The sequence below is a fragment of the Ottowia sp. genome (genome assembly GCF_047975795.1).
In the GTDB taxonomy this organism is placed as follows: Bacteria; Pseudomonadota; Gammaproteobacteria; order Burkholderiales; family Burkholderiaceae_C; genus Ottowia.
This window is the reverse complement of record NZ_JBKEEE010000011.1, coordinates 1-21,900: the sequence shown is the minus strand read 5'-3', so window position 1 is coordinate 21,900 and position 21,900 is coordinate 1. Positions and strand designations below refer to the sequence as shown.

35 protein-coding genes are annotated in these 21,900 nt (G+C 65.8%); 21 read left to right on the top strand and 14 right to left on the bottom strand.

What is annotated here, in order from left to right; genetic code table 11:
• Positions 1-165 precede the first annotated feature (165 nt).
• The 13 genes from ACK5NW_RS01660 to ACK5NW_RS01600 all read right to left on the bottom strand — a co-directional run bounded on the left by ACK5NW_RS01660 (position 166) and on the right by ACK5NW_RS01600 (position 9,654).
• A complete protein-coding gene (locus tag ACK5NW_RS01660; protein ID WP_416924513.1) occupies positions 166-591 on the bottom strand; it encodes a phage virion morphogenesis protein in 426 nt (141 codons plus the stop codon).
• 98 nt (positions 592-689) lie between these two features.
• Complete coding sequence (locus ACK5NW_RS01655) at positions 690-1,946, bottom strand: PBECR2 nuclease fold domain-containing protein (protein WP_416924512.1); 1,257 nt, start codon at positions 1,944-1,946, stop codon at positions 690-692.
• On the bottom strand, positions 1,939-3,600 hold the full coding sequence (locus ACK5NW_RS01650) for a DUF935 domain-containing protein (RefSeq protein WP_416924511.1): 1,662 nt from the start codon (positions 3,598-3,600) through the stop codon (positions 1,939-1,941). The genes ACK5NW_RS01655 and ACK5NW_RS01650 overlap by 8 nt, the downstream gene beginning before the upstream one ends.
• Before the next feature lie 9 nt (positions 3,601-3,609).
• Positions 3,610-4,989 (bottom strand): terminase large subunit domain-containing protein, encoded by a 1,380-nt coding sequence (locus ACK5NW_RS01645; RefSeq protein WP_416924510.1) that lies wholly within the window; start codon positions 4,987-4,989, stop codon positions 3,610-3,612.
• A complete protein-coding gene (locus ACK5NW_RS01640) occupies positions 4,979-5,572 on the bottom strand; it encodes a phage protein Gp27 family protein (protein WP_416924509.1) in 594 nt (197 codons plus the stop codon). Before ACK5NW_RS01640 ends, ACK5NW_RS01645 begins: the two co-directional genes overlap by 11 nt.
• Before the next feature lie 13 nt (positions 5,573-5,585).
• A complete protein-coding gene (locus tag ACK5NW_RS01635; RefSeq protein ID WP_416924508.1) occupies positions 5,586-5,897 on the bottom strand; it encodes a hypothetical protein in 312 nt (103 codons plus the stop codon).
• Entirely contained in the window at positions 5,884-6,243 is a 360-nt protein-coding gene (locus ACK5NW_RS01630) for a hypothetical protein (RefSeq protein ID WP_416924507.1), read from the bottom strand. Before ACK5NW_RS01630 ends, ACK5NW_RS01635 begins: the two co-directional genes overlap by 14 nt.
• Positions 6,243-6,806 (bottom strand): hypothetical protein, encoded by a 564-nt coding sequence (locus ACK5NW_RS01625; protein ID WP_416924506.1) that lies wholly within the window; start codon positions 6,804-6,806, stop codon positions 6,243-6,245. The genes ACK5NW_RS01630 and ACK5NW_RS01625 overlap by 1 nt, the downstream gene beginning before the upstream one ends.
• The gene (locus tag ACK5NW_RS01620) at positions 6,803-7,432 is read right to left on the bottom strand and encodes a transglycosylase SLT domain-containing protein (protein WP_416924505.1); all 630 of its coding nucleotides are present in this window, start codon (positions 7,430-7,432) and stop codon (positions 6,803-6,805) included. Before ACK5NW_RS01620 ends, ACK5NW_RS01625 begins: the two co-directional genes overlap by 4 nt.
• 128 nt (positions 7,433-7,560) lie before the next feature.
• Entirely contained in the window at positions 7,561-7,947 is a 387-nt protein-coding gene (locus ACK5NW_RS01615; RefSeq protein WP_416924504.1) for a putative holin, read from the bottom strand.
• Between the two features lie 335 nt (positions 7,948-8,282).
• Positions 8,283-8,825 (bottom strand): DUF4124 domain-containing protein, encoded by a 543-nt coding sequence (locus tag ACK5NW_RS01610; RefSeq protein ID WP_416924503.1) that lies wholly within the window; start codon positions 8,823-8,825, stop codon positions 8,283-8,285.
• 13 nt (positions 8,826-8,838) lie between these two features.
• Positions 8,839-9,213, bottom strand: coding sequence for a hypothetical protein (locus tag ACK5NW_RS01605; RefSeq protein ID WP_416924502.1), 375 nt, complete (start codon positions 9,211-9,213; stop codon positions 8,839-8,841).
• A 9-nt stretch (positions 9,214-9,222) separates the two neighbouring features.
• Positions 9,223-9,654, bottom strand: a complete 432-nt coding sequence (locus tag ACK5NW_RS01600; RefSeq protein WP_416924501.1) for a helix-turn-helix domain-containing protein — start codon at positions 9,652-9,654, stop codon at positions 9,223-9,225.
• A 55-nt stretch (positions 9,655-9,709) separates the two neighbouring features.
• On the opposite strand from ACK5NW_RS01600, the gene ACK5NW_RS01595 reads away from it, so the two are divergent.
• On the top strand, positions 9,710-9,910 hold the full coding sequence (locus ACK5NW_RS01595; protein WP_416924500.1) for a DNA-binding protein: 201 nt from the start codon (positions 9,710-9,712) through the stop codon (positions 9,908-9,910).
• Between the two features lie 79 nt (positions 9,911-9,989).
• Here the strand turns inward: ACK5NW_RS01595 and ACK5NW_RS01590 are convergent, their stop codons facing one another.
• A complete protein-coding gene (locus ACK5NW_RS01590; protein ID WP_416924499.1) occupies positions 9,990-10,241 on the bottom strand; it encodes a hypothetical protein in 252 nt (83 codons plus the stop codon).
• A 96-nt stretch (positions 10,242-10,337) separates the two neighbouring features.
• Here ACK5NW_RS01590 and ACK5NW_RS01585 point away from each other — a divergent pair, with 96 nt between their 5' ends.
• The 20 genes from ACK5NW_RS01585 to ACK5NW_RS01490 all read left to right on the top strand — a co-directional run bounded on the left by ACK5NW_RS01585 (position 10,338) and on the right by ACK5NW_RS01490 (position 21,809).
• Positions 10,338-10,835, top strand: a complete 498-nt coding sequence (locus ACK5NW_RS01585) for a hypothetical protein (protein WP_416924498.1) — start codon at positions 10,338-10,340, stop codon at positions 10,833-10,835.
• Entirely contained in the window at positions 10,832-11,128 is a 297-nt protein-coding gene (locus ACK5NW_RS01580) for a helix-turn-helix domain-containing protein (protein ID WP_416924497.1), read from the top strand. The genes ACK5NW_RS01585 and ACK5NW_RS01580 overlap by 4 nt, the downstream gene beginning before the upstream one ends.
• Positions 11,129-11,166: 38 nt before the next feature.
• Positions 11,167-12,054 carry a hypothetical protein gene (locus tag ACK5NW_RS01575; RefSeq protein WP_416924496.1) on the top strand — a complete coding sequence of 296 codons (888 nt, stop codon included), beginning with the start codon at positions 11,167-11,169 and terminating at the stop codon, positions 12,052-12,054.
• Positions 12,055-12,057: 3 nt separating this feature from the next.
• Entirely contained in the window at positions 12,058-12,288 is a 231-nt protein-coding gene (locus ACK5NW_RS01570) for a hypothetical protein (protein ID WP_416924495.1), read from the top strand.
• A gap of 9 nt (positions 12,289-12,297) precedes the next feature.
• On the top strand, positions 12,298-14,118 hold the full coding sequence (locus ACK5NW_RS01565) for a transposase (protein ID WP_416924494.1): 1,821 nt from the start codon (positions 12,298-12,300) through the stop codon (positions 14,116-14,118).
• A 10-nt stretch (positions 14,119-14,128) separates the two neighbouring features.
• The gene (locus tag ACK5NW_RS01560; protein ID WP_416924493.1) at positions 14,129-14,398 is read left to right on the top strand and encodes a hypothetical protein; all 270 of its coding nucleotides are present in this window, start codon (positions 14,129-14,131) and stop codon (positions 14,396-14,398) included.
• 14 nt (positions 14,399-14,412) lie between these two features.
• Positions 14,413-15,594, top strand: coding sequence for an ExeA family protein (locus ACK5NW_RS01555; protein ID WP_416924492.1), 1,182 nt, complete (start codon positions 14,413-14,415; stop codon positions 15,592-15,594).
• A 13-nt stretch (positions 15,595-15,607) separates the two neighbouring features.
• On the top strand, positions 15,608-15,790 hold the full coding sequence (locus ACK5NW_RS01550; RefSeq protein ID WP_416924491.1) for a hypothetical protein: 183 nt from the start codon (positions 15,608-15,610) through the stop codon (positions 15,788-15,790).
• A complete protein-coding gene (locus tag ACK5NW_RS01545; protein ID WP_416924490.1) occupies positions 15,787-16,020 on the top strand; it encodes a hypothetical protein in 234 nt (77 codons plus the stop codon). The genes ACK5NW_RS01550 and ACK5NW_RS01545 overlap by 4 nt, the downstream gene beginning before the upstream one ends.
• 1 nt (position 16,021) lies before the next feature.
• The gene (locus ACK5NW_RS01540) at positions 16,022-16,471 is read left to right on the top strand and encodes a hypothetical protein (RefSeq protein ID WP_416924489.1); all 450 of its coding nucleotides are present in this window, start codon (positions 16,022-16,024) and stop codon (positions 16,469-16,471) included.
• Between the two features lie 25 nt (positions 16,472-16,496).
• Positions 16,497-17,045, top strand: coding sequence for a hypothetical protein (locus ACK5NW_RS01535; protein ID WP_416924488.1), 549 nt, complete (start codon positions 16,497-16,499; stop codon positions 17,043-17,045).
• Positions 17,042-17,464, top strand: coding sequence for a hypothetical protein (locus ACK5NW_RS01530; RefSeq protein ID WP_416924487.1), 423 nt, complete (start codon positions 17,042-17,044; stop codon positions 17,462-17,464). The genes ACK5NW_RS01535 and ACK5NW_RS01530 overlap by 4 nt, the downstream gene beginning before the upstream one ends.
• A gap of 2 nt (positions 17,465-17,466) precedes the next feature.
• On the top strand, positions 17,467-17,679 hold the full coding sequence (locus tag ACK5NW_RS01525) for a hypothetical protein (RefSeq protein ID WP_416924486.1): 213 nt from the start codon (positions 17,467-17,469) through the stop codon (positions 17,677-17,679).
• Positions 17,676-17,864 carry a hypothetical protein gene (locus ACK5NW_RS01520; RefSeq protein WP_416924485.1) on the top strand — a complete coding sequence of 63 codons (189 nt, stop codon included), beginning with the start codon at positions 17,676-17,678 and terminating at the stop codon, positions 17,862-17,864. The genes ACK5NW_RS01525 and ACK5NW_RS01520 overlap by 4 nt, the downstream gene beginning before the upstream one ends.
• Before the next feature lie 111 nt (positions 17,865-17,975).
• On the top strand, positions 17,976-18,476 hold the full coding sequence (locus ACK5NW_RS01515; protein WP_416924484.1) for a regulatory protein GemA: 501 nt from the start codon (positions 17,976-17,978) through the stop codon (positions 18,474-18,476).
• Positions 18,477-18,479: 3 nt separating this feature from the next.
• A complete protein-coding gene (locus tag ACK5NW_RS01510; protein ID WP_416924483.1) occupies positions 18,480-18,932 on the top strand; it encodes a Mor transcription activator family protein in 453 nt (150 codons plus the stop codon).
• Positions 18,933-18,938: 6 nt separating this feature from the next.
• The gene (locus ACK5NW_RS01505; protein ID WP_416924482.1) at positions 18,939-19,274 is read left to right on the top strand and encodes a hypothetical protein; all 336 of its coding nucleotides are present in this window, start codon (positions 18,939-18,941) and stop codon (positions 19,272-19,274) included.
• Positions 19,275-19,320: 46 nt separating this feature from the next.
• A complete protein-coding gene (locus tag ACK5NW_RS01500) occupies positions 19,321-20,460 on the top strand; it encodes a phage protease (protein WP_416924481.1) in 1,140 nt (379 codons plus the stop codon).
• A gap of 20 nt (positions 20,461-20,480) precedes the next feature.
• A complete protein-coding gene (locus tag ACK5NW_RS01495) occupies positions 20,481-20,861 on the top strand; it encodes a hypothetical protein (RefSeq protein WP_416818193.1) in 381 nt (126 codons plus the stop codon).
• 39 nt (positions 20,862-20,900) lie between these two features.
• Positions 20,901-21,809 carry a Mu-like prophage major head subunit gpT family protein gene (locus ACK5NW_RS01490; RefSeq protein ID WP_416818194.1) on the top strand — a complete coding sequence of 303 codons (909 nt, stop codon included), beginning with the start codon at positions 20,901-20,903 and terminating at the stop codon, positions 21,807-21,809.
• The last annotated feature ends 91 nt before the right edge of the window (positions 21,810-21,900 follow it).

Here is a 21,900-nt window from a genome sequence, read left to right as displayed (position 1 = left end):
ATGAAAGGAAGTGAGATATTTCCCCGCGCTGCGGCGAGATAAATGCGGGACTTGCCGGGATACGCGGGGACTTGGCGGGACAGATTCTGCAACGCCGTTTCCACTGTGGGAAAAACGGTCGATTGAAATTTTCGGCCAATTTGGCCGTTCACCCGACGCCAAAGTCTACCGCCCGCGCAGCCAGTCCAGCGTGATCTCCAGCAGCTCGGCGCGATCAGCATCAGACAGCCCCAAAAACGGCCGCGCCGGAATATTGTCCCGCCCAAACTGATGGGTGGCGCCATAGATCAGGTTCGTCCCCACCGCCACGCTCCGTTTTTCCGGCTGGTAGCGTAAACCGCTACCGCGCAGGAAGCCGCGCAGCGTCAGGATTTTGTCCTTTTTATGCTTTTTGCGGCTGGGGTGCTTGAGTGCCGCCCAGGGCGCGCCATTCGGGGCGGTTTCTGTACTGAACCGCTTTCGCGTGCTGGCCAGTAGATGTTCGCCGATGCGCGGCATCAGCGCCGCCGTGTCCATGGTCGCCAGCCCACGCAGCCGAGCGGCCAGAGGCTCCAACCCACTGGTGTCGATTGAAAAATGTGTACCTGCCATGGCATCCAGCCCTATAATTCAATTCCCACGCGTAGAAAGTTCTGCACAACACCGACTCATACGCGGGCGGCCAAGGCGGTGCAGCGAATTGGCCTTTTTTATTGGCGCGTCAGCCGCCGGTAGATCCGAACGCCCACCCTTTGGTCGTTGATGTAGACGTCGACATCACCTGTTCCGCTGCCCGCAAACGCAGTCACACCACTCCAGCCGTCTGCGCCCCAGTCAAACACCACCACGCCAGGTTCGGTTTTACCCTCTACATCAAATCGAGCGATATAGCGCCGTTTGACCACAGCTTTGTTCAACCGCTTGATCCACTCCATGCGCAGCCAGATCTCGTCGGGCTCTATCACCGTCTCGGCCACCAGCGGCATGTAGGGGCCGCGCCCCATCTTCGCATCCTTCCATCCGCCCGTGCGCTTGTCGGTGAACAGATCCCGGCCCAGCACCAGACGCTCACCCAACACATCTTCAAAGATCACAGGGTTGTCCAGCGTGGCCCCGAACTCCGCCAGGAACGCCTCGGCGTAGTAAGGCGACTCTTGATCAGAAGGCAGCAGCCGTGCCGCATCAAACGGCCGCGCCGGCGGCATTGGCAGGGTCGTGGTGGTATTGGGCAGACCATACCCGCCCGAGCTGCCCGCGCGCAGCGGCAGCGGCCGCTCCGGCGGCATCGCGCTTTCCAGCCGCGCCTTGCCCGGTGTGTACTCAAACCCCGGATCGATGCCCACCGGCAGGCGCACCGTGCGCGGCATCGGCCCGCGCACACCCACCAGCTTGTCCACCATGTGCACCTCCGGTGCCTCGTCCGGTGCCTCCTTGCCCAGCCGCTCCAAGTCACGCTGCCACAGCCCGCGCACCGTGCACTGGCAGCCCCAGCCATTGGGCGGGAAGTGCGCCGCCCACCATGGGTCGCCGCGCGCCAGCACCAGCCCGTCCCAGGCCAGGTGATCGTGCCGTGGGTTGGCCACCCAATCGGCGTGCACGTACTGCCAATATGGGGCAGCCTGCAGCTGCTCATAGCGCCCAGCCGCGTAGCTGGTGTTCAGGTTCGTCTCATAAATCACCCGGCTGCGCCAGTCGCGCCCGCCGTTGTAGTCCCAGCCGTGCTTGGCCACGATGGCGTCAAAATCTTTCCGAAATTGCTCCAGCGACGCGCCCTCGCTGATGGCCCTTTCCACCGCCGCGCGAAAGTCCGCCACGATGTCGTTGCGGTTGGCCCCCGCCACCACAAACGCCCAATCGTGCTCCTGCGCCCAGATGTCGGTCCATGCCTCCGTTGGCAAGTCCAGCTTGCGCCTGAAAAACGCAATCTGCTCTGCAAACGGCAGGCTGCCGTAGGCCGCTTCAGCCACGGCCCGCCCCCGTGCCCCCGGCCTCCTGCAGCACCTCATAGCGCCCGGCCAGGCGCGCGGCCGCCAGCGCCTCGGCCATCGCCTGGGCATATTCGTCCAGGCTCATGTCCGGCAGCAACTCGGCCAGCCCATCGCGGATGTCCTCCAGGCTCTGCGCCCGCTGCACCAGCGCCCTGATCTGCTCAATCCACCGCCCTGCAGGCGCGCGCCCATTGCGCACCGCCTGTGGCGTCATCACCAGCGGTGGCGTGGCCTGCGGCGTGCCGCCGTTGGGCGCTGCACCCGGCCCACCTGCCAGCGCCGCCACCTGTGTGCCAGCCCGCGCGCGCACCGCACCACTGGCAGTCGCCGTGCCAGGCGCGGCCTCCGGCGGGAAAGTCGGCTGCGCAAGCACCCCCAACACCGCCTCCTGGCCGTCCGGCTGCGGAATGCCCAGCTTCTCCTGCGCCCACTGCACCGGTATCTGCATCCCAATGCCCACCAACTTGGGCAGCGCGTCTGCATACGCCGCCATGTCCTCAGTCTCGCCTACGTCCAGACAAAAAACCGGGCAGCGTGCTACGCCGTCCGTCAGCAAGCCATTGGCGGCAGCCATCGCCGCCACTAGGTCGCGCGTCACAGTGGTGCACACCTGGCGGATGTCGCTGTCGCGCAGGTCTTTACGCACCTCGTTGTGCACGTTGCCCAGCGCGTTCGTGCTGCTCTTGCCGTCCGCCCCGCTGGTCAGCGTGGCCCCCAAAATCACCTTACTCTGCGTGCGCTCGCACCAGGCCATCATCAGCTCAAACGCATCCGGGTCGCCGCTGGTCGCCGCCTTGAAGTCCAGCTTCATCCCTTCGGGGATGATCGCTGCCGCGTTGTGCCCAATGCCCGCCAGCGCCCGGAGCAGCGTCATCTTTTCCTTCTCACTGGCGCTCGTCGGGTAGGTGCCGATTCGCACCGGGATGCCGTAAATCTCCAAAAATTCGGCCAGGTCACCCACGCTATAATTTTTGAAGAGGTACGGCCACACCAGCTGCCGCATCAGCGACGTGCGTTCCAGGTAGCCACTCTTGGCCTTGTGCACGTGCGTGATCCAGCCCAGCGGCCGCAGCGGCTCACCCACAATGCCGTCCACCGTGGTGTTGCTGCGCAGGCGCAGCTCCTGCCGGTAGCCCCGATGCACCGTAAACCAGCTTTGTGGCCGGTGCGTGATCGTCTTGGGCACCCACCATTTCCCGGGCTTGTGCCACTCAAGCTCCAGGCAAGCAAAGCCCTTGCCAATGCCGTCCGTCACATCAAACAGCACGTCCTCAAAATCGTCGATCTGCAGCAGCAGCTCGGTCAGCTGTTCGGTCAGGCGTTTTTCCTGCGGCGTGGGGTTGTCTGGCGGCACCAAATGCCAGTCCACCAGCAGCGCGCGCCGACGCTTGCCCAGCTCAGCGGCAATGTGGCCGTCTTTCTCTTCCATGTCCTCAAACAGATCGAACTGCGCCAGCATGTCGCCGTTCTCGGCCTGATCCAGGATGCTTGCCAGCCGCGTTGGCGTCAGACCGCGCGTCGGGTGCGTCTGCAGCTCGCGCTGCAAGTGCTGCATGTGCGCAGTCTGTGGCTCGGCCAGCGCCTCGCGCTTGAGCAGCTTGCCCGCGCTGTTTAATAAGTCCATCAGCCCCATGCTCGGCTCCTACCAGCCACCCTGCTCAGGCAGCTCAAAATCCAATTGCGACAAGCCGTCGCCCACGCTTTCCTGCGTGCGGTTGTCAAAGCCCCGTGCGTTCGTGGGTACGGGGATGTAGTCAATCGGCGCTGCCGCGCCGCCTGCCGCGTTCAGCGCCAAAAAACCGGCCCAGGTGCGGTCGGCGTGGCCCGCGCTGTCGCTCTCGGCCACAAAGCGCGGCGCACCCGTGGGGCCGGTCTCCTTGCGCAGCTTGTGCAGGTCAGCGCGCAGCGCGTTGTCCGCTGCCGGGATGCGAATGCGCCGGTCTTCAAACGCCTCTTTGCCGCCGGTGGCCAGCGTCAGCTTGTTGGGGGCGGTAAACAGCACGCCCTCCACACGGCTCGTGCCGTGGCGGCGCTGCGCATCCTCCACGGGCTTTTCGCCCATGCCCGTTTGATCCATGCAGGCGCGCAGCACCCGATAGCGACCGAACACCTCGTCCAGCAACGCATCCTGCTCGGCAAAAGTAGCGCGCTTTCGGGCGATGATCTCGCGAGTCCAAAACACGTCGCCCACTTGCTCCAGCACCCAGATCACAAACAGGTCATTGCGTGCGCCAATGTCCACGCCCACATAGCACGGCCCACCCGTGTAGTGTTGCGGCAGGCCCGCCAAGTCATCCTCGCAGGCGTTGATCAGCTCGTAGCTCAGCCAGGCGCTGGCTTCATCCAGCCACTTCAGTTCAAATTCCTGCGCCCACAGGTCTTCATCGCCCGCGCCCCGGCGCAGCTCTTCAATGTCGCGCGGCAGGCCGTCGCGCACCGCCTGATAAATGTCCGTGCTGTGGCGGCTCCAGCCGTCGTCCTTGCCCGTCATCAGCTCAAAAAACTTGTTGCCTTTGCCGTTCGGCGTGCTGATCACGCGCAGCTTCAACCCCGGCTTGCTGATCACCGGGAACAACGCCCGCCAGATCGCTCGGCTGTCCTGGTGAAAGGCAAACTCATCCAGCAACACGTTGGCACTGAAGCCACGCGCCGTGTCCGGGTTGGCCGGTAGCGCCGTGATCTTGCTGCCGCCCGGTAGCTCCACCTCCAGGCTGCGCACGTTCGCATCAAACGGCGTTTCAAATTCTTTAAAGCCCGCCTGCATCGCCCGCAGGTGCAGCTTCACGCCCTCGTTCATGGCCTCGCGCGCCTGACGCTCACCACGGCTCAAAATCACCCAGCGGCGGCGCTGCCCGGCGGCTTCGGCGCGCACGCAATCGAGCACCAGTTCCAGCGTGCTGGTAAACGTCTTGCCACATTGCCGTGCGAACATAGCGATCTTGAAACGCGCATCGTCTTGCACCCACGCGCGTTGGTACGGGTACAGCTGCAGGGCTGGCTGCGCGATCGGCTCAGAGGTCATAGGCCGCCTTGATCACGCGCGCCAGCACCTCCGGTGGCACATCGCCTGTTCTACCCAGCTCGTCCAGCTTGGCGCGTTGCTCTTGCAGCAGCTTCTGGCGCGTGGCCTCTTCCACCTTGGCTTGAAACACCTTCAGATTCACCGAGCTGCGCGACAGCGTGGCAATGTTCTTGGCGGCCTTACTGAGCAAGTCCACCCGCGATGCAGCCACCTCTTCCGGTGAGCAGCCCTCCGGCGGCGGCTCATCCACCTCCTGCAGCGCCAAAATGGCCTCGAAAAGCTCGGTCTGCACCAGTGCCGTCAGCGCCTCGCTGCGGGCGTCTTTATCGTCGCCAGCCTGCTCGCTGATCAGGCGCGCCGCCTCCGTGCTCGCCTTGATCGCCGCCAGTCGCCGGTCCAGCTTCTGCCCATAGCGGTGCACGGCGCTGCGGCTCGGCAGCGTACCCGCCGACGCCTCAGCCGGGAATCGGTTTTGCAGGTCCGCGATCAGCTCATCCAGCGTCTGCGCGCCCGTGGCCAGCATCGCCTCGATATAGCTCTTCACCTCGCCCGGCAGGCGGCTGATGTGGCTTTTGCGTGGCATCGTTGGCCACCCGTCACCAGTACTTCACGGGCCGCGCCACGCCAGGCTCGCAGTCCACCGTGTATTCAGCCACGTCCACGCCTAAGCGCGTCAGCTCGGCGTGCCAGCGCCCGTCGGGGCGGCGTTCCACGCGCACCAGCTCGCGGTCATCCAGGTAGTCCAGCTCGCGCCGCAGCTCCAGCTGCGTCGCGTCCGGATATTCGCTCTGCGCCACCGACAAAACCAGCGACTCCATCGCCCCCAGCGGTCGCGCATTGTTCAGCGTCAGCACCACCAGCCAGCGCAGCGATTCGCGGCGCACCCGCGCCGTGTCAACGTGTTGCATCTATACCTCCCGATGCCGCGCGCAACTGCGCGGTTTCCAGCTTGCTGCCCAGCGCGTCCAGCTTGGCCTCCAGCACGCTCTGGCCACGCACGTAATCCTCGCGACGTACATACTGCATGGGTAAATCGGCCTTTAAGGTCAGCAGCTCGCGCTCCACCTGGTGCCAGCGGTCGGCCTCTTTGCTGCGTGCTTTGTCCAGATCGTCCAGGCGGCGCTCTTGCGCGTCAAAGCGCTGATCAAGGTGGCGCTGCGTCTGCATCAGCAGCAGCTTGCCGCCTGCGGCGCTGGCCCCTAAAGCGGTGATGGCCAACGACACCAATTGCCAAATATCCAATTGCACAGGCATTAATCCACCTCTGATTGTTTAATCAGCGCCGCCGCCTCCGGCTGCACCACCACCACGTGGTCTTGCAATCCCATCACTTGGTGGGCGAGCTGTCCAGCGTCCGTTGCCATTGCTGTATGTCGCTCTGCGCACGCTGCAAGTAAGCCTCGGGCGCGGGCCGCATCATTAGCTTCGGCATCGGCAGCGGGGCACGTGCTTGCGGCACGTCGGGCGCGGCTGGCGGCATCAAGCCGGGCGATGGTGCCGCGCAGCCCGCTGCCAGTGCGCTCAAGCACAGCAATGCGGCCGCGCAGGCGGTCTTCACGTTTTGCGGCTTCACGGGTTTTCTCCTCGGCCTCGCGGGCCATGCGTTGCTCTTTCTGGCGCTCGGTGCGTTGCCTGGCAATCAGCGCCTCGCGCTCGGCCTGCCCGCGCGCCTTGTCGGCCTCGATCCACTGCATGCGCACCTGCACGCGGCCCTGCTCGCGGTAGCGCTCTTGGCACGCGCGCGCGCCAAACACCAGCGCCGCTACCAGCGCCAACGCCGCCAGCGCCTTGGCCGCCAATACATAGGCGCTGCTCATCGCGGTGGCCCCCAGGCATTGCCCCAGCCCGCATAGCGCGGCTGCAGCACCAGCAAAATTCGATTCGGGTAGCCCAAGTTTTCGGTACAGTGCACGCGCGCGCGGCGGGCCGTGCCGCACGCGCCGTCAATCTGGCTTCGCGTCGGCAACGACAGCCCACCAGCAGACGCGCCAGCGGCGCGGGCTGCTGCGGCGGCTGCCACGCGCGCCTCTGCCTGCCAGTGGCCCTCACCGCCGTTGTAGCCACGCAAGGCTAACCACAGGCGGTCAAAGCGCCCAAAGCGATCTGGCGCGCGCCCGTACAAAAACAGGTCGTAGCCCACCATCGCACGCAGCGCCCAGGCGGGGTTGGTGGGGGCGCAGTCACTCGCCAAGGTGTCTGTGCGCTGGCACCACCAGCGCGCCGTCGCAGGCATGAACTGGGCCATGCCCGCCGCGCCTACGCGGCTTACCGCGCTGGGCCGCCAGCCGCTCTCCTGGTGCACCTGCGCCGCCATGGCCGCCACCGGCGCATCCAGCCCCCACTGGCTGTGCGCTTCGCGCAGCAGCGTCAACTTGTAGCGCGCGGCTTGCGGGGGCACCTGGGCGTGCGCGGGTTCGCAAGACACCGCCAGCATCAAACACATCAGGAGACCGCAGAGCAGGCCAACCCAGCGACCGCCGTGGCCGGGCTTGTACCGGCCACCAGCGGTGTCCCCCTTCGCGCAACAGAAGGGGGAAGGCGCGGCAAGCGACACAGGGGGATGCTGCATTTTCAAGCCCCCAAGCCCATCGCCAGCATCGCCGCCGCCACGATGATCGCGCGCCTCAGCATCGCCATCGCCATCAGTTGCGGGCCGCTGCCATCGGCCACCGCCAGCACGCACACATCATCGGTGCCGCACTCCGCCGCGGCCGCATCGGGCAGCGGCTCTGCATTGGCCTCGCCCGCCAAAAAAATATCGGGCCGCGCGTAAGGAAAAAGCGAGCGGTCAATCCAGTAGCCCACCACCGCAGCCATAGTCACCAGACTCAGCTTGTACACGCTCACCGGCAGCTGGTGCGGGGCCATCAGCCACACCACCACCAGCAACGCCAGCGTGGCGAGCAGCCAGTCAGTCATGCGCCACAGGCGCAGCGGGGTTTTTAATGGGTTTGGCATGAGGCGGCCTCCAGCGGCTTGGGTAAAAGGTGCACCGCGCCACCACCTCGCTTAAGAATCGATAAGTGGGCAGGTACGAACAGTGACCAAACCCGTGCCCGGCCAGCTCAGAGCGCTCTGTTGAAAAATGAGTGCATGTGGCGCAACGTTCGCCGGATTGCGGGCGCGGATCGGTCATGCGCCACTGTGCCGCGCGCGTGCGCAGTGCGCCAACTAAAGCGTTTTATTTTTTAGTGCCAGCAACGCAGGGCTGCGCGAGATTTCGTTGCGACGTCGCCAAAGCCCCAGGCGGTGCCACGCACCAGCACCAACGGGGGCTGTCAAGGTCACGGAACTTATGGCGTGATGCTGGCGCAGCCGCCCAGGGATCTGCACTCGGCCAGCAGTGCGTCAAAATTGGTTTTTAGCTCTCGGTCTTTGGTGTCGCACTGCGCCGACACGGCGGCCTTCTCGCTGGCCACCTGCGCGGCGTGGGTCTTGCCATACAGGTTCTGGCGGTACTTGTACTGGCCGGCATCGAGGTCTGCGATTTGTTTTTTGCAGGCGTCGCGGTGCGCGTACATGGCGCTGCGCGCGCGCGGCACCTCGCGCTCTTGCAAATCCTGCATGCGGCGCTTGCGCGCGCTGGCATCTGTGGCGGCATTGATGCGCTCGGCCTCGGTCATTGCTGGCGCAGCATTGGCGGCACCACTTGCCGCAGTTGCCGCCGCAGGCACAGGCGCCCGCCCGCTGGCTGGCCTCACATCCAGCTCGGCCCCGCCCGCGCACGGCATCTGCTGGATCACTGTGCGCCCGCTGGCATCGGGGCACTTGTATACCTGCGCTGCAGCAGGCAGGGCCACCAGCGTGGCGGCAAAAAACAAAGTGCAATGTTTCATCCTTGCTCTCCCATTAAATGGATCGTGATCGCTTGGCATTTTTCTGGCGCTCCGTCCAACGTGCGCGGCCCAGTGTAGTGCGGGCATAGCCCCAAATGCGGCGCAGCGCCACATCGTCCAATTTAACCACCCAGCGGGTGCCGAACTTGCCCTCCATCCAGTCCAGCATCGCTTCGCGCTTGCCATAGGGCTCCAGCGCGTCCAGCAGCGCCAGCACATCGCTGGCCGCGTCGTGATGGGCGCTTGGATGGTAGTGGTTGATCGTCACGCCGCCACCCACCTGCCCAATCTGCGTGCCGTTGCCGCTTTGTTTAAACCGCCAGCCCAGCCTGCGCATCAGCGGCCCAATCAGCGCCAGCAGCCCCCTGCTTTTATTTTTCTGCCCCATTCGTCACCTTCATTTTTTGCGTTTTCGTTCCCCGGCGGTGGCGTTGATGCGCACGCTGCCGCCTACCTGGCCAATTTGTGTGCCGTCGCCTATTTGGTTCATGTGCAGGCCGGGCGCTTCCGGCGCCACGGTACTTGTTGACGCTCCGCCAAAAAACATGCCGACAACACCCGGCCCCAGGCGCTGGACGAGGCGCAGCACGTAGAGCGCGTCGGCAGTCCTTTCGCCCGCCTCAATGCGGTACTGGTGCGGCATGCTGACGCCGCCCATCGCGCCGAACTCTTCCGGCCTGAGCCCGAGCGCCTTGCGCGCCTCTTGCACCCGCCGACCAAACGCTGCGCGCAAGGCCTGGTCTTCTGCGGACAACTCTGGTTTTTTCGGCATCTCAAAAAAATTCATTTCGCCACTTGACGAATTCGCCAAGTGGCGAAATAATCGCACCCATCAACAACCAAACCCAGCCACTCGCAGCGACTGCCGCCACGAGGTACCAGACATGCAAAACACCGCGCCACACCCCTCAGCCAACCAGATCAAGCACCGGCTGCGCCGCGAGGGTCACACCCTCAAGAGCTGGGCCGCCGCCAACGGCTTCAAGTACCGCACCGTCAGCGACGCCGTGCGCGGCCTGCGCCAAGGCAACTTTGGCGAAGGCCGCGACGTGCGCGTCGCCCTTGGCTTGCCCGTCAACGACTGACCCCGGCGCGCCGCGATGTCTCTGCAGCATCCTACACTGCCTGCTCCCGCTCCCAGCGCTCCCGACGCCTGGGGCCTGCTCACGGACGCGCCCGTGATCGGCGCACCTCGCGCGCCGCATCCAGCTCGTCGGCCATCTGCCCCAGTGTGCGCAGGCACGCCTCTTCCAGCGCCGGGTCGGTCCCGGCCGGAACCCGGCGCGCACGCCACGCGGCGCACATCCGGGGGCCGTCAATGACCCCCTTCATCTCAAGCCCGGCACAGAGCCGGAGCATGGCCTGCCCCAGCGCATCAATGCGCCCGGCCAGATCTTGTGTATCGGTATCGCTCATGAATCATTCCTGGTTGACCTCGACCGGCCCATTGTTGCCGCCCGCCCGCCGCCAGCCCAGCCCCACGCCAGCTTTTTGTTTGGACGGCCCCCGACCATGACTTCCCGCATCACGCCAGCCCGCCGAAATTTTTGGAAGAGGTACCAACCTACCAGTTGTCGCGACGCGCTCGAAAAGTGCAAAGAGCACGCCCGCGAGGCGCGCAACCTCAGCATCGAGCGCATCGCCGAGCAGATGGGCCTGCCCGATCACTGGGCGCTCTACAAATGGGTGGAAAGCGGCCGCTTCCCCTTCGTGCTGATCCCCGCGTTCGAGACAGCCTGCGGCATCAACCTGCCCAGCCGCTGGCTGGCCGCCTCAGGCCGCCACCTGCCCGTCGACATGCCGGTAGGCAAGCCCGCCGAAGAGCAAGACCTGGTGCAGCTCGGCACCGGCTTCCAGCAGGCCGTGCAGCTGCTCAGCGACTTCTACAAGAGCAACGGCGCGGCCGACGCCCAGCCGGTCCTGGAGGCCCTGCGTGCGCACCTGGAGAGCGTGGCGCATCACCAGTTCAACGTCAGCGTCTTCGTCCAGCCGGAGCTCGACTTCTCATGAGCGACGACCGCAACCTCACCCTGCGCACGCTCGACGTGCTGGAGGCCCTGTGCGGCTACGCCGCGCGCGGCGCCAACAACGCCGAGCTGGCCCGGGCTGCCAACACCAGCGCACCCAACATCACCCGTGCCATGGCTCAACTCATTGTCAAAGGCTGGGCGCGCAAGAGCGAGGAGACCGGGCGCTTTTACCCCACGCCCGCATTCACCCGCTTGACCTTCCGCGTGACCGCCGACCTGGATCGCCTGCAAACCCGCCTGGACGACCAGCGCCGTGCGCTGACCGGGCAGTAACCCATCAACCAACAACCCAACCATCAACCGAGGAAACCATGGCACGCACAGCCACAAAGAAGACAGCCCCAGCCGAAACCGCAGAACTTCTGCCTGCCGTCGCCGAGCGCATGACCATCGGCCAAGACCTCGCCGTCGCGCAGGAAAAAGCCGTCGCCGATCTGGCGCGCCAGCTCAACTACCAGGGCTCCACCGAACCCGCTGTGCTGGAGAACTCGGCCAAGGACGCCATCCGCCGCATCGGTATGGCCATCTTTGAGCTGGGCGGTTATTTGCTGCTGCTGAAGGAGGGGTGCGAGCATGGCGCCTTTCTGCCGGCTCTGGAGCGTCTTGAAGTCGGTGTGGACGCCGCGCAGCGCTACATGGCCGTGACCCGGCGCTTTGCAAATACCGCGACGTCGCGGCATTTGGAGTCGGCGGGCGTGTCCAAGCTGGTCGAGCTGCTGCCTTTGGACGACGAGCAGACCAAGGAGCTGGCCGAGCTGGGCCAAACCGGCGAGCTCGCCCTCGACGACGTCGCCCGCATGTCCGTCAAGGAGCTGCGCGCGGCCGTGCGCAAGACGCGCGACGAGAAAAAGCGCCTCGAATCCGTCAACCAAGAGCTGAACAGCGAGGTGGTCGACCTCAAGGCCGCGCGCAAGGTGGTGGCTTTGACCGACTGGCCCGACGCACTGGTGCCCGTCGCCGACCAGGTCGCCGCCGCAGGCCGCAAACTGGCCCAGGCGTTGAGCGAGCTGGAGACTTGCCGCATCACCCTGTTCGCCAAGGCGCAGGATCTGTCGGGCGACGAACAGCCCCGCTTCGAGGCTGCTTTGGGTCATGTGGCCGACGTGTACGAGCAGGCCCTGGCTCGCGCCGAGCGCACGCTGGCACGCGAGCGCGGCACGTTTGACCAAACGTTGGGCGCTTTTGTCGCGGAAGTTTGACGCATGCAGACCCCTAGCGAGCTGGATTGTTTGGGCTGGCAGATCGCTGTGCACGCCGCCAATGCGCTGCGCGCCGCTCAAGTGATTGAAGACCAGATGCCCGGTCTGATGGGTGCGGTGGATTCGCTGGCGCTCATGCGCGGCGCGCTGGACAGCGTCGCCCGCGCACTGGCCGCTGCGCAGTACGACGCCGCCCGCGTGTCCGCCATCGCCAAAGGGCAAATCCAAACCTGAAAGCCCACCATGCCTCCCGCCTTGTCTTCCGACGAAGTTGTTCAGCTGTGCGCCTTGCGCGACCAGTTGCTGGCCGCCGCTCACGGTCAGGCCGGGGGCTTGATACGCGCCTATTTGGCCGATAAAACCGGCACACCAGCCACCGTGTACCGCAAGCTGCGCTTGTATGCGGGCTATCAACCGGAGCGCAAATCACGTAGCGACAAGGGGCGCAGTCGCCTGCCTGACGACACGCTAGCTTTTATCGCTGCCAGTCGCTTGGTCAGCATGCGGCAAAACGCGCGCGGCCACAGCACCCAGCCCATAGGCGTGGCCATGGATGTGGCCGCGCAAAACGGCTTTGAGGTCAACGTGTCTGACTCGCGGGTGGCCGCGCTGCTGCGCGCGCAACGCATGGACATCAAGACGCAGGCCAGCGCGCGCAACCACCTGCGCCTGCGCAGCCTGCATCCCAACCACGTGCACCAGATCGACCCCTCGCTGTGTCTGCTGTTCTACATGGGGGGGCGTCAGATGATCATGGACGAGGCGCAGTTCAACAAAAATAAGCCTGTGGCCATGGAGCGCGTCAAGCTCAAGGTGTGGCGTTACACGCGCTACGACCACGCCAGCCGCAGTATCGATGTGCGCTACTTCGAGGCTGCAGGCGAAAATCAGGCCAGCCTATTCGACTTCTTGATGCACACCTGGGGCAAGGTAGATGGGCGATTGTCCCATGGCGTGCCCAAGATGTTGCTGTGGGACAAGGGCAGTGCCAACACCAGTCACGGCATCAGGCGTCTACTCGACGCGCTGGGTGTTAACCATGAAACCCACGCTGCTCACCACGCTTGGGTTAAGGGCGGGGTTGAAAGCGCAAACTACATCGTCGAGCGCCAGTTTGAAAGCCGCCTGCGCGCCGAGCCGGTGCAAACCGTCGAGCAACTCAACGCCGCCGCCGCTGCCTGGGTGCGCGACTACAACGCCAACACCATCCGCCATATCGATGCCCGCGTGCGCTGCGATGACGGCGAACGCCGCGTGCGCGACGATATGTGGAGCCTGATTTTGCAGACTCCTGGTGCACTGGTCGAGATGCCGTCACGCCAGGTGTGCGCCTGGTTTATGACCGGCAAAGAGCACACCCGTCAGGTGCGTGACGGGCGCATCAGCTTTGTGCACCCACAGTCGGGCCGCAGTGAGTTATACGACCTGCAACCCTGGGCCAAAGACATTTACAACGGCCAAAAGCTGGTGCTGACGCCATTGTTAATGGGTGACTGTGCACTGCGCGTGCTGCTGCCCGCTGCCGATGGACAAAAGAGATTTATCGAGGTGGAGCCAGTGCGTGAGTTTGACCACCTGGGGCGCGTGCTGGCGTCGCCTGTTATTGGCATAAATCGGCAACAGGCCCCCCACACCGCGGCGCAAGAAGTAGCCAAACGTCTGGCGCAAGTTACCTGGGGCGAAGGCACTGCGCTCGACGATGCCGAAGCGCTTAAATCAAAGAATGCGCGCCCGTTCTCGCACCTCAACGGCGGCAAGGGGGCTGTAGCCCATTCGCATTTGGGTCAGGCCGATTTGCCTGCGCGGATCGTGCCGCCCGCCGCGCCTGTGGCCACGCAGCAAATCACCGAGCACCGCGCCGCCGAACGGGTGGCCCGCCTGCTAACCCATTTTGAGGCCTCGCGCGCCATGGTCGAGCGTGGCGTGCCCATGACCAAAGAGCGCGTCACCCAGCTGCGCGCCTGGCACCCCGAGGGCGTGCCAGAAGACCAGCTGGACACCCTGCAGCACCGCCTCACCGTCCGCGCAGGTCTGCGCGTGGTCGGCGGGGCTGCGAATGAATGAAAGGACGCCGGTGAAGCCGACTACGAATCCGCTGGATGAATCAGCCATGGATCAGCAAGAGTTTATATCTGCGGAGCGCGCTCTCGCCCACCTCGAAAAGCGGGTGCTGGGTGCGCTACTTGAATCCGACCTGACCTTTAGGTGCATGGTCGCCGCCTGCGTGATGGCCATCGCCCGCATTGCTGATGCGTCCGATGACAGCGAGGGCGTGGCGGACTACCTGGTTGAAAACGCCGACCTGATCCGGCGGGGCTTGGCCATGGAAGGCGCGCCGCAATGACTTTGGCCACCACCATGTCCCGCCTCGAGCTGAGCCAGCGCGAGCTGGCGCGCGCATCGAGCCTGAACCGCGCCGCCGTCAACGCCCTGGTCGCGCGCGGCGAATGGCCCAAGCGCAAGCCCGCGGCCGCCCGCGCCGCCGTGGTTGATGCGCTGCGCAACGCCAGTGCCACCACCGCTGAGCTGCGCGATCTCGCGCTGCCAGCCGCCCAAAAAAAAGCCCCGCAGGTTGCAGCCTGCGAGGCGGTTCCCTGCCCAGTCGAAATCAACCAAAACCCAACCGAGAAGGAAGACCCGATGCTACTGCAAAACACACCCGTCACCCAGGCGGCGCTCAAACACTTTGGCCTGCCGCGCAGCCCGTTTGTCGACGACGTGCAGTCGCGCGACGACGTTTACCAGTCGCCCGCCATCCGCTACGCCCGCGCCGCGCTGCTGGATGCGGCCAACAACCACGGCTTTGGGGCCCTGGTGGGCGAGTCCGGCGCGGGCAAGACCACGCTGGCCGAAGAGATGGAGCAGCGCCTCATCGATGAGGGGCGCGACGTGCTCATCATCAGGCCCTACGTGCTGGCCATGGAGGCCACCGACACCAAAGGCAAGACCCTGCGCGCCACCCATATTGCCGAGGCCATTGCCTACGCGCTCGACCCCCACGTCAAAATCAAGTCCAGCCCCCAGGCCCGTTTTGCCCAGTTGCACCAGCTGCTGCGTGACAGCCGCCGCGCTGGTCGCCGCCACTTGCTGCTGATCGAAGAGGCGCATTGCCTGCCCCTGGCCACGCTCAAGCACTTGAAGCGGTTTTTGGAGTTGAAAGACGGCATGGCCCGCGTCATCGGCGTGGCCCTCATCGCCCAGCCTGAGCTGCGCCGCGTGCTGCACAGCCAGAACCCCGAGGTACGCGAAGTGATGCAGCGCTGCGAAGTGATCGATCTGCCCCCGCTCGACAACGATCTTGAGGGCTACATCGCCCACAAGTTCGCCCGCTTTGGCCTCAAGCCCGAAGACGTGTTTGAGCCTGACGCTTACAACGCCATCCGCGCCCGCCTGATCCGCGCGCCGCGCGGCGGCAAGCCGGGCGATGCGGTCAGCACCTGTTACCCGCTCGTCGTCAACAACCTGGTCGCCCGCGCCATGAACGCCGCCGCCGCCGCCAGTTACCCCAAGGTCGATGCGCAAGTCATCGCCGCCTGCTGATAAGGGCCGCGCCATGCACACCACCATGCACACCTGTTTGATCACGATTACCTGTCTGGGCGAACAGCGCCGCATCGTGCGCGCCGCCGCCAGCACCTGCGACGCTATCCTCTGGGCGCTGTGCCATTTCCCGCAAGCTTGCCGCGTGGGGGCCAGCGTACTGGGGGCCGCCGCCAACCAGGAGGGCACAGCATGAGCCGCCTCCGCCCGCAGGGCCTAAACCAATCGCGCACGGTGTGCGGCCACGGCTGCCCCGACACCACCAAGCGCTTTGCCCGTACCGCCGACGAGGCATTCAAAACCCCGGCCTGGCGCAACCCCATCGACATCCCCGAAAGGCCGTCCGTCACATGGCACGAGGTGGCCACGTGGGTGCTGGTCGTGCTGCTGGCGCTACTGGCGGTGGCCGTGCAAGCGGGGGCCTGACATGCGCAAAAAAACCTGGACGCCCCAAACCCTGCTGCCCGGCCTGGAGCACATCGTGCGCGTGGCCCATGTGCTGGGCACGGCGGACGCGCCGCGCCTGCTGGCGCAAGTGCCCGCCACCTGGGACGCCAAAAAAGTAGCCAACGCGCTCACCCGCCTGATCGATCTCGGCTGGCTGGAGGAAACGGGCGAGCTGGTACGCCAGCCCGTGGGCCGCCCGGCCCGCGTAGTGTGCCTGACCGCCGCCGCGCTGGCGGTGCTGCCCAAAGTGGACCGCCTGCCGCTGCGCCCCGGTGACCGGGCCGCGCGGCCCGCGCCCTACACCGGCCAGCGCGCGCCCGCGCCGCGCATCGACCGCATGGGGCCCGCCTGGCAACCGCCGCCCGCCGCGATCCTGCGCGCCGGTGCCGACGACCACAAACGCTACGCCAGCCACGGCGTGGGTTGCTGAATCATTTTTTTTAAACGGAGCCGCCATGACCACCCCCATTGAATCGATGCGCAAAAAAGCCGCCGACTACGCCGCACAGCGCGACAAGCTGGCCGCCCTGGTGCAGGCCATGAAAGACGAAATGAGCACCATCGAGCGCGGTGCCATGCCCGACATCCTGCGCGCCGCGCGCCGCATCAGCGCGCTGCACAACGACCTGGCCGGGCAAATCAGCGCCAGCCCCGAATGCTTTGACAAACCCCGCACCCTGGTGGTCGATGGCCTCAAGTTCGGGCTGCAAAAACAAAAGGGCAGCATCACCTGGGACAGCGACGAGCAGCTCATCAAGCGCGCCGACGGCTTGCTTGACAAAGGCGTGATCAGCGGCGACGAATACGGCGCGCTGATCCGCACCGAGCGCAGGGTCAATGCCGCCGCGCTGGCCCTGCTGGACGGCGGCACCCTCAAGCGCCTGGGTGCGTCGGTGGCCAGCGACACCGATGCCGTACTGATCAAAAGCACGGACGGCGCGGTGCAGAAAATGGTGGCCGCCATCGTGCGCGAGGCCACCAGGGATGCGGAGGCGGCGGCATGAGCAGCATCCAGAACGCCATGCGCGGCATGGGCTACCAGCCGCCTTATGCCCGCGACGGCTGCCACAACTGCGCCTTTGCACGCACCGAGGCCAGGCAGACCCCGGGCCGGTTCAGCGTCACCTGCACCAAGGGCGGCTTCTTCGCCTCCCCCACGGCCATCTGCCAGCACCATCAGCCGCCCCGGCCCCCCGGCCAACCGCTTGGGCGGCAATGGCCCCCGCCAACGCCGCAGCAGGCCAAGGCCGAGCCGCCCCCGGTAAAAAAGGCGGGGCTGCTGGACAGCGGGTTCGATGGGCCAGACCCCGAACAAGAGGCCGACCGCTTTAATGCGGACGCAGAGATCTATATCAGCGAGCTGCGAAAGATGGTTCACGACCTGGTAAATGCCCTGAGTGGCGAGGCAAAGGCGGGGGGCTGACCATGCGCCAGATCCAGATTTGCACGGGCGGTGGCTGGCGGCCACTCGCGAACCTGAACGACGGCAGCCTTGACGAGGTAAAAACCGGCGTGGTGCTATTGGCCGCCAGCATCGTGGGCGATCCCAAATTCCGCGTCGTCAAGATGCTGTGGGGCAACACGCCCTACATCCTCTGCACCTGGGCGCGCCCGCGCGGCTGGAGGAAAGGGCCGTGAGCAGCAAGCGCCGCATCCGCCGCAATCAATGCGGCCGCAAGGCACGCCACCCCAGCGAGGCCGGGGCCAAGGTCGCCATCGCCAAGCTGCGCCGCGCCTACGGCGGGGCCATTGGCTACCTCAACGCCTACAAATGCCCGCACTGCGGCGCATGGCACGTGGGCCACGCCAGGGGCGGGCGGTGACGAAGGGGCCGTATCCGGTGTGGCCGGTGCCCTCCAGCGCCAGCCGTTTTTTAAATCCGGCCCTCTGTGCGTTTTTTAGGGCCTGACCATGCAGCGATGCCAACCATGCTCATGAAAACCAAAACTGCCACATCCTGCCGCCCTGTTGGAGATGCCGCGCGGGCAGCGCCATTGGCCCGGCGCGGCGGCGGCCTGATTGCCGCCATCCACACCCTCAAAAGCCGCCTGTCGATGGCCGACGACGACTATCGTGCGCTGCTGCTGCAGCTCACCGGCCAGCGCAGCAGCAAAGACTGCACGCCGACGCAGCGGCAACAGGTGCGCGACCATCTGCAAAAGCTGGCTGAGCGTATGGGGGTTGCCCAGCCCGGTCGCAGCGCCGCCTTTGCCCAAAAACGCGCCGCGGCCAGTCCGCGCGAACGCAAGGTGTGGGCCATCTGGCTGGATATGGCGCGGCGCGGTATCGTGCGCCACAAGGACAGCCGCGCGCTGGATGGTTTTGTGCAGCGCCAGACCGGCACCAGCGCGCTGCGCTTTTGCTCCGCTGCCCAACTGGATGCTGTGATCGAGGCGCTCAAGCTTTGGCAAAAGCGCGGCCACGAGGTGCGTTGACCCATGACCGCGCCACGCCGCTGGATGACCGAGGCCGAAGCCGCCGTGCTGGAGGCCGCGCTGCCCGATGGCTTGACGGCTGATATGCGTGACGTGGCGCGTTGTCTGTATGAGCCGCTGGTGCTGGCCGACGCGCGCTGCGGTGCCAAGGCTCCGACCGGCGCTTGGTTGCGGCAGCTGCAGGCGTGGGCTGCGCAGGCTTGTATGCAGCTGCAGTACTTGGCTGAGCAAATGGGCGGGCGCGCAACCTATCTTGCCAAAGGCATCGCCGTGCACCTGTCTGCGCGCGACCGCGAAATGTGCGGCAAGTTCCGCGGCGACAACTACCGCCAACTGGCCGCCGAGTACGGCCTGACCGAGATGCGCGTGCGCCAGATTGTCGACGCCTGGCAGCGCGCCCGTTTTGCCCAGCGACAGGGGCAGCTGCCGGGGCTGGATGAGCCTGGACGGGGCTGACGCACCATGCCCATCCGCCCCGAAAACAAAGCGCGCTACCCAGCCAACTGGCGGGCCATCTCGGCCGCGGTGCGCGCCGAGGCAGGCGACTGCTGCGAGGGCAGCCCCGACTTCCCGGATTGCCGCGCCGCCAATGGCCAGCCGCACCCGGTCACCGGCTCGCGCGTGGTGCTCACCGTGGCCCACCTCGACCACCGGCCCGAAAACTGCGCGCGCGCCAACCTGCGCGCCTGGTGCCAGCGCTGCCACCTGAACTACGACCAGCAGCACCATGTGCAGGCCGCCTACGCCACGCGCCGGGCGCGGGCGCACACCCCGGATTTGTTTGGCTTTAAAAACTAAAGCGCTTTAGTTGGCTGCGCGGGGCGCGTCGCGCGACCATCGCTGCATGCCTGGACACCTTGCCGCCTCCGCTGCCATCGCCGCATGTTTTGCGTTGCTGCCCGCCTCGCCCGAGGTGGTTGAGGGTGGTCGGTGGTTGCTGCAAGTCACGCCCGCGGGCGATTTTGGCCCCAACGATGGCCGCCCTATGGACACGCCGGTGTGGCGCATCAACGCCGAGATTGCCGCGCGCGTGGTCGCCGAATTTGACCCATCGCAGCCGCTGGTGATCGACTACGACCATCAAACTCTGCGCGCCGCAAACAACGGCCAGCTCGCGCCCGCGGCGGGCCGCATTCACGGCCTGCGCTGGATCGAGGGGCGCGGCCTGTTTGCCGTGGCCGAGCTGACGCCGCGCGCGCGGGCGCTGATCGAGGCCAGGGAGTACCTCTACTTTTCGCCCGTATTCGAGTTTGCGAAAACCACTGGCGAGGTGCTGCGCGTGCTCATGGGCGCGCTCACCAACAACCCCGCCATATCCGGCATGCAGGCGCTCGACCAGATGGCCGTCGCGGCCTCGCGCCACTTTTTTACCCCCAAACCACCGGAGACCACTGTGAATCCCTTGCCTGATAAATTGCTGGCGGCCATCGGCCTGCCTGCCGAATCCACCGAAGACGCGGCTGTCGCCGCCTGCACCGCACTCAAGGCCCAGGCCGACGCCGCCCGCACCGGCCTGAAGCTGGGCGACAGCACTACGGCTGATGCCGTGGCGGCCGCCTGCGCCAGCCTGCAAACTGCCGTGGCGGCAGCGGCGGCAGCTGATGCCGTCAAGCCCGACCCGGCCAAGTACGTGCCGACCGCGGTGGTCGATCAACTCAAGACCGACCTGGCCGCGCTCAGTGCCCGCCAGCAGGCGCGCGACGTGGATGACCTCATCGCGCCCGCCCTGGCCGATGGCCGCCTGCTGCCCGCGCAAGAGCAGTGGGCGCGCGATCTGGGGAAGGCCAATGTGGCCGCGCTGTCCGGTTATCTCAAGACCGCCACGCCCGTGGCCGCGCTGGCGGGTACGCAAACACAGGGCAGGTCGCCCGCCAATGGCGGGGCCGGTGGCGACACCAAGCCCAACCTTACCGCCGACGAGCTGGCTGTGGCTGCCGCCTGCGGCATCACGCCCGAGGCGTTCGCCACGGGCAAAGCGGGTTAATCAATAACAGGAGCTGACACATGACCGCACTCGATAAAGACCGTGCCACCGCGCAACGCGCAGGCGACCTGGTGGCCGACCCGCTGGCCGCCGATGCATTGATTTACGCGGGCGGCATGTATGTGCTTGCCGCCGGGCTGGCCGTCTCGGCGGCTGGTGCCTCCGGCGGCGTGGTGCGCGCCGTTGCGCGCGTGCGCGCCGACGCCGCCAACGGTGATGCCGTTGTGCAGGGCAAGTTGGGGGTGTTCCGCTTCGCCAATGACGGCGACGCCATCGCGCGCCAGGACATCGGCGCTGACGCATTCGCCGTGGACGACCAGACCGTGGCCCTGTCGGGCGCTGTCAAGGCGGGCGTGGTGGTCGACATCGATGACGCTGGCGTCTGGGTGCGCATCGGCTGACGCGCCCAACAACCATTTTGATTCAAGGACGGACACAACATGCTGGTCAACAACGCCAACCTCAAAACCCTGTTCACCGCCTTCAATGGCGCTTTCAAATCTGGCCTCGGCCAAGCTGCTACACAGTACGGCCAGATCGCCACCACCGTGCCCAGCAGCACGGCGGCGCAGGAATACGGCTGGCTGGGCCAGTTGCCCAATCTGCGCGAATGGCTGGGCGACCGCCATGTGCACGCCATTGCCAACCATGGTTACACCGTTAAAAACAAGTCGTTCGAGCTCACGGTCGGCGTGCCGCGCGAGGCCATCGAAGACGACAACTACGGCGTCTATTCGCCGCTGATGACCGAGATGGGGCGCGCCGCCGCCGCCCACCCTGATCAGTTGGTGTTTGGCCTACTCAAGGGCGGCTTTGCCGACCTGTGTTATGACGGTCAACCATTCTTCGGCACACAGCATAAGGTGCTCAATGACAAGGGCAAAGAGGCCAACCAGGCCAACGCTGTTGGCGACGGCAGCGGCACCGTGTGGTACCTGCTGGACACCACGCGCGCGCTCAAGCCGTTGATCTATCAAACCCGCAAAGCCGACAACTTTGTCGCCATGACGGCCGAGACCGACGACAACGTTTTCCGCGCCAAGCAATTTGTTTATGGCGTAGACGCCCGCCGCAACGCCGGGTACGGTTTTTGGCAGCTGGCCTATGCCAGCAACGAGGCGTTGACCGCGGAAACGCTCAAGGCCGCCCTCACGGCCATGCGCACGCGCACCGGCGATGGTGGCCGCCCGCTGGGTATCCGGCCCAACCTGCTGGTGGTGCCGGGCGCGTTGCAGTTCCAGGCCAAAAAGCTGCTCGAAAACGAGCTGATCGAAAACGCCGCGGGCACCGCCGTGGTCAGCAACGATGTGCGCGGCGCGGCGCAGCTGCTGGTGGCCGACTGGTTGTAAGCCTACACATGCCCTACGCCACCCACCTCGACCTGGCCGAAAGCCCTGGCGCGCGCGAGCTGGCAGAGATTGCCAGCCCCGAGCACGCGCC